At 45.2% G+C, this 6,414-nt stretch carries 5 protein-coding genes; all 5 read right to left on the bottom strand.

Annotated elements, in window-relative coordinates:
• Window positions 1-168: 168 nt before the first annotated feature.
• Complete coding sequence (locus tag E2K74_RS11705; protein WP_151207763.1) at window positions 169-786, bottom strand: acyltransferase; 618 nt, start codon at window positions 784-786, stop codon at window positions 169-171.
• Entirely contained in the window at window positions 779-1,378 is a 600-nt protein-coding gene (locus E2K74_RS11700) for an IMPACT family protein (protein WP_151207761.1), read from the bottom strand. The genes E2K74_RS11705 and E2K74_RS11700 overlap by 8 nt, the downstream gene beginning before the upstream one ends.
• Before the next feature lie 103 nt (window positions 1,379-1,481).
• Entirely contained in the window at window positions 1,482-2,669 is a 1,188-nt protein-coding gene (locus E2K74_RS11695) for an HlyD family efflux transporter periplasmic adaptor subunit (protein WP_151207759.1), read from the bottom strand.
• Window positions 2,666-4,804 carry a type I secretion system permease/ATPase gene (locus tag E2K74_RS11690; protein WP_151207757.1) on the bottom strand — a complete coding sequence of 713 codons (2,139 nt, stop codon included), beginning with the start codon at window positions 4,802-4,804 and terminating at the stop codon, window positions 2,666-2,668. Before E2K74_RS11690 ends, E2K74_RS11695 begins: the two co-directional genes overlap by 4 nt.
• The gene (locus E2K74_RS11685) at window positions 4,801-6,336 is read right to left on the bottom strand and encodes a TolC family protein (RefSeq protein ID WP_151207756.1); all 1,536 of its coding nucleotides are present in this window, start codon (window positions 6,334-6,336) and stop codon (window positions 4,801-4,803) included. The genes E2K74_RS11690 and E2K74_RS11685 overlap by 4 nt, the downstream gene beginning before the upstream one ends.
• Window positions 6,337-6,414: the final 78 nt, after the last annotated feature.

Raw genomic sequence — 6,414 nt, 5'->3', positions numbered from 1 at the left:
ATCTTGAATTTTCTGCCAGATATCATCGGTAAGAAGAGTGCGTGCCATTGAAAATGTAGAAATAAAAATAACTCAAAGGAGGATTTTAAGTATTTAAAACCAATTCTTCAAATGAGGACACGCCCTAAGTACTAGATTGATTCTAGGCAGGGTGCTAGCGAATCTCCCTTAATCGCGATAGCGGATCAATTTGGCCGGATTACCTGCCATGATAGCACGCGCTGCAACATCTTTGGTCACCATGCTATTCATACCTATAATGGCCTGATCTGCAATCTTTACCCCATCCTTGATACCCACATGAGCGCCTAACCACACATCCCGACCAATTTCAATTCCTTGGGAACGAACCGGCTGCTGATAAATCGGCTGCTCTAGCGCCATTCCATGATCAAAAGCATAAAGGTGACAATACGCAGCTAGACGCACCTGACCATGTAATTTGATACCGACCCGCCCCCCATCCAGAATACAATGATGATTTATTGCTACTTCATTGCCAATCTCTAGTGGACCATGCAAGGTACAATCTGCGGCAATAAAAGTATTATCCCCAATACTGATCTTGCGGCCCGGTTCGGCAAAAATATGTGCCAGCGGAGAAATAAAACAGTTTTTGCCTATCTCGACTGTTTCCATCTCCATGAGATAGGCCTGATATTCCTGCTGCCACTCCTCTGCCCAGCCCCTATGTTTAGGCTTTAGGGAGTAATACAACCAAGGCATATAATTTAGACGATGCTTATGCTGTTCACGGTATTTGAGCAGCGGATTTATCTCAGTCATCTGTGTCTTCTTCTATGATCTTCAGTTGTTCACGGCCACGGGTCACATCCTGAAGTTTTAAGGCAAAAGCTTCGATCTGATGCGCCTGAAACAAGGCACTGACCTGCACACCTTCGGCTATATATTCTTCTTGGTAATCAATACCTTGATGATTCAATTCATATTGAAAAATAGCCCATTCATTAAACTGGCAAAAGAAACTGGCTTTTTTCTTTTCGATCAGTTCAATTTTTTCTGCCAACAGCAAGCATTGTCCGGCACAGCCACCATAAGCCCGCACCAGTCCACCAGTTCCCAACTTGATTCCACCATACCAGCGATTAACCAGAACCAGTATATTGGTCAGCTCATTGCCTTCAATGGTCGCCAGTATGGGCCGACCTGCAGTTCCTGAAGGCTCACCATCATCATTAAAACGCACCTGATGGCCGATTTTCCAGGCCCAGCATTGATGCGTGGTGGTCGGGTCACGGTAAGTTTCCAAAAAATCCTTCACTTCCTGCTCATTTTCTACAGGAGTTGCAAAAGCCTGAAAGCGGCTTTTTTTAATTTCTTCTTCAAAAGTCACTAGACTGGCAATGGTAAATGGCATAAATTCAGGCTGTTAACACTCAGACTTAAAGTATACCCGCTTTGCACAATGAAATAAAAAAGCCTCTTGATAAAGAGGCTTTTTTATTCAGCTCATACCCAGCTTAGCGTTCACGCAAGGCTTCCTTGGCTTTATTAAACGGCTTGATCAGATAATCCAAGATGGTTTTTTCACCCGTACGGATATCCACTGTAGCCACCATCCCCGGCGTAATATTAAATTCCTGTCCGGTCTTATTACTTAGCTTGTCATTATCTGTGCGGATATATACCCGGTAATAGAACTGATCCTGTTTGACTTCATCACGCAGAGTATCCGGTGAAATCACCGTCACTTTACCTTTTAGGCCACCATAAATGGAATAGTCATAAGCGGTAATCTTGACCAGTGCTTCCTGATCCGGGCGGATGAAGGCAATATCACGAGGTGAAATACGCGCTTCTACCAAGAGTTTTTCATCCAGCGGGACAATGGTCATCAGCTTGCCATTTTGCGGAATCACGCCGCCCAAAGTCATAACATCAATTTCTTTGACTACACCGCGTACGGGTGACTTAAATACAGTCCGGCTTAAGGTATCTGATTTGCCACGTACAATCTGCTGCTGGGTTTGTACATCGGTATTGGCCTTAGACAACTCTTCCCGCGCCTGCACAAAATACTGGTTACGAATGTCATTCATCTGATTCTGCAAGTCATTGGCTTCGCGTTTTAAGCGCAAAACTTCTACTTCACTGGCAGCGCCTTTGGCCACCAGAGGTTCTGTCATTTCCAGTTCTTGTCGTACCAGCACCAACGCCTGCTTAAGCCCAGCCAGTGAGTCTTCCAGATTGGCACGACGTGACTGATACAGCGCTGTTTCTTCTGCGACCAGTTTTGGATATTTCAACACCTCTTCTGGAAACTCTAAAGCTAGACCACTGACTTCTGCACGTAAACGCGCGGAGGTCGCACGTGATGCAACGAGTAAGGATTCCGACTCACCGACATTCGATTCAAAACGTGTAGGGTCCAGTTGGGCCAGCACCTGCCCCTGCTCGACAATTTCACCTTCCTTGACATTTAACTTGGTGAGAATTCCCCCTTCCAGAGACTGAATGACCTGTTCTTTGGAAGATGGAATCACTTTACCGGTACCGGTCGATACTTCTTCCAGCTTAAACAGCCAAGCCCATGTCAATAGAATTAACAGCCCAATACCGATAATCCAGATAATGACACTAGACTTGGGTAAAGGAGGCTCCTGAAAGCTGGCTTTGGTTGAACGTTTTAATTCTGCTTGTTCGCTCATGTACTTGCTCCAGCTGCCCGTTTTGTTCCAGTTGGTGACTGATTCAAAATCTGGTCACGTGGTCCATCCATCACAATCTTGCCTTCATTGACCACAATAATCCGGTCCACCAACTCCAGAACAGCGCGGCGATGCGTAGCTACAATCATAGTCCGGTGAGTCAGGTAGGTTTTTAAATGATCAATAAGCTGTTTTTCCGACACATCATCCAGAGCTGCAGTCGGTTCATCCATTAATACAATATTGGGCTGACGGATCAATAATCGCGCCAGCATCAGTGCCTGACGCTGACCACCTGAAAAGCCTACGCCACCTTCCAGAATAATATGATCCAGCCCTTCCTTTTTCTCCTGCACAAATCCCAGAGCACCAGTAATCTGAAGCGCTTCGATAAGCTGCTGATCGGTTGCCAATGGTGCTCCAAGTGTCAGGTTTTCACGAATAGAGCCATAGAACAGTTGTGAGTGCTGATTAAGCAAGCCCATATCCCGACGCACGTCTGCCGGATCAATCAGGTTTAAATCGAGTCCATCGAGTTTAACTGTACCTTGTATAGGCACCTGCATTCCCGATAGCAACTGTAACAGGGTTGATTTTCCAGCACCGTTTCGACCAAGAATCGCAATTTTTTCTCCCGGTTTAATTTCCAGTTTTTGAATCATTAAACTCGGTTTTGTATCATCTTCGGTGTATTTAAATACCACATTATTCAGCTCATAATGGCCACTTAAAACCGGACGATGAATCAGGTGAGCATAATCAGGCTGGTCTACCGGCTTTTTCATTAATTCATCCAGCCCGGCTTTTGCAGCTTTCGCCTGCTGTAAACGCCCCAAAACACCTGTTAGTTGTGAAATCGGTGCAAGCATACGTGAAGACAGAATTGAACAGGCCACCAGTGCACCGGTTGTCATTTCGCCTTCCATAACCGCAAAGCACCCCACCAGCACTACAATTGCAAAGGTTAAACCCTGAATTTTTTGAGTCCATGCGGTCATCAAGCCGACAATTTTACGTTGCTGCATGCTGACATCAGCAGAAACTTCGTTCATATGATTCCACTGATTCTGGAAACGGGCTTCTGCACGTAATAGCTTGACATCTTCAATGCCTTGTACGGCCTCTACCAGCAAGGCATTACGGATGGAGGATTCACGCATCCCCAGCTGAGCCAGCTCTGCCAGTTTTTTCTGTGCCAGAATACCCGGCAAAATCATTAAGGGTACAACCAGCAGCATCACCCAGAACAGGTTACCGCCAATGATCCAGAAAATCCCCAGAAACAGGAAGAAGAATGGAAGATCTGCAATTGCGGTCACAGTGGTTGAGGTGACCAGTTCACGTACCCCTTCCAGTTCTCGAATCTGTGAAATAAAAGTACCGGTAGATTTGGAGCGCTCACTATTTTTAATTCGGAGCGAATGTCCAAATACCCGGTCAGAGATTTTCAGGTCTGCGCGTTTCCCAATAATATCGGACAGATAAATCCGGGAGACACGCAAGATAAACTCAAAAATCGCCGCAATGAGTACCCCACTTGCCAGCACCCATAAAGTAGGAACAGACTGGGATGGAATTACCCGGTCATAGACATTCATTGAAAATACGATGGTTGCCAGTGCCAGAATATTGGCAATCAATGAGGCAAACATAACATCGATATAACGCTTCCAGTCATTCAGAACAATGGACCAGAACCAGTTTTTTTCAAAGGGCTTGATATATTCATCAACACGGGCATCAGGTACGGATGATTCGGGACGTAAAATATAAAGATGTTTTACCCCTTCATTCAGCTGCTCGACTTTAAATACCTGAGAAAGACCTTGATCTCCACTCAGTTGAACACTGACATTTCCTGCCGTATCAATCCGCTCAATGACACCCACATCACCATTCTGAAACTCAACCAGCAAAGGTAAACGCCACGGGTTTAGCAAACCACTGTCAAAGTTATTTTTACGGACATTTAAACCAATCTGGCGGCTGACGATTTTCAGTATCTCATCGGCATCCTGATGCTGACTCCAATCTAGCTGTAAACGGATCCGCTCTTCAGAAGGCTCGATTCGATAATGTTTTGCAATATTCAAAACCGCTTGGAGCCACGGTTGATAATTTATTATAGTACTCATGGCTGAACTTCAAATCCTTGAATTGAAATATCATTAAGCGCATAAAGATCGCGCGTACGACCAGTGACCTGAATATATTGCACAATCGCAGCATAAATATCATAACGCGCTGCCTCAATCTCTTGAGCCGCACTATGAATCGCCTGCTCGGCATTCAACAGATCCACCACGGTACGCGTACCTAATTTATATTGCTCTTGATAAAGCTCTTTGGTCCGGGCAGTGGTCGAGCGGCGTTTGGCCAAAACATCCATCTGCTTTTGCTTGTTCTCTATCTGCTCACGGATAAGACGGATTTGATCCTGCACATCCAAATAAACGGTATTGACCTGAGCACGCGCTGCTTCTTCGGCAAAACTGGCTGCACGAGCCTGAGAACGCATCGCTCCACCTTGATAAAAGTTACTGCTGGCTTCCAGCATAATAGAATTGTAGAAACCGTCATCTTCATTATTATTCGGGTTTCGCCCATTCACGGCCTGGCTTACACTACCTTTCAAGTTAAAGGTCGGATAGCTGCTTAAGCGTGCCTGATTTTTCTGTAAGCGTGCCACTTCCACACCGGCATTGGCCAAAATCATATTGGGAATCCGGGTGAAATCAGGATCTTGATACAGATGGGCTTGCTGCACAATCTTCTCTGGAATAACCCATTCAACATGAGAAACATCAAATCCCAGCAGATTGCGCAAGCGCTGCTGGTACTGTCTTAACTGGGTTTGCTGAATCAGTAGATTCGACTCTGCTGCTTCAAGATTGGATTGGGCCTGGATAGGGTCAGCCTGACTGCTGATTCCGGCTTGGGCACGTAAATTCGCAATTTCTGCGATCCGCCCAATGCCCTCAATCTGTTGCTGGGCAATCTTAGTAATTTCCTGATAGCGCTTGATATTAATAATGGCATCCGCAACTTCCAGAGCAATCTGATCCAGACTGATCAGTACACGTGCCTGTTCTTCTGTCAGTCTGGCTTCTTCGACACTGACATTGGTTTTAATTTTGCCAAAATCATATACAACTTGAGTAGCATTTAAGGAAATAACCTGCCGGCCACGCTCTCCGGTAGTGAAATCACCTGTCCCTAGCCCCCCGGATATCTGGGGATAATAGGCGGCTTTTGCTACATCAATACTGGCAGCCTGCGCAGATAATTGAGAAACACTTTGGGAAATTTCAGGACGCCTTTGTACCGCTGTATGCACTGCATCAATTAAACCCATTTTTCGGGGCAAAGCTACAGCCATTGGATTGACTACACCCTGTCCTGACTGCGGGCGTATCACCTGAGGCAGCTCTGCGACTCGGGAGGTATCCATAGAGTATTGGCTTAAACTAGACATCTCCACCTTATAGGCAGAAGAGGTAGGCTCAGGAGCAATCAGTTTTCCAAAACTATTTTTTATATTTGAAAAATAGCTGGTTTCTGCATGAACGAGAGAGATTTGCAGAGGAAAAAGGAAAAACATAAATATTCCACTTTTCACGTAAACTTTCCTCTGATTTTTAACGCTGTGTTTTACCCGAAATAACATGATTTCTTATATTTTACATTTTGCAAAGACTATAACAAAGTTTGTTTAAAAAGACTGTGTTCTTTCAAATAAATGCTT

This window comes from Acinetobacter sp. RF15B (assembly GCF_007558235.1).
Taxonomy (GTDB): domain Bacteria; phylum Pseudomonadota; class Gammaproteobacteria; order Pseudomonadales; family Moraxellaceae; genus Acinetobacter; species Acinetobacter lwoffii_C.
The sequence above is the reverse complement of the archived record's forward strand: the minus strand, read 5'-3'. Positions and strand labels throughout refer to the sequence as shown.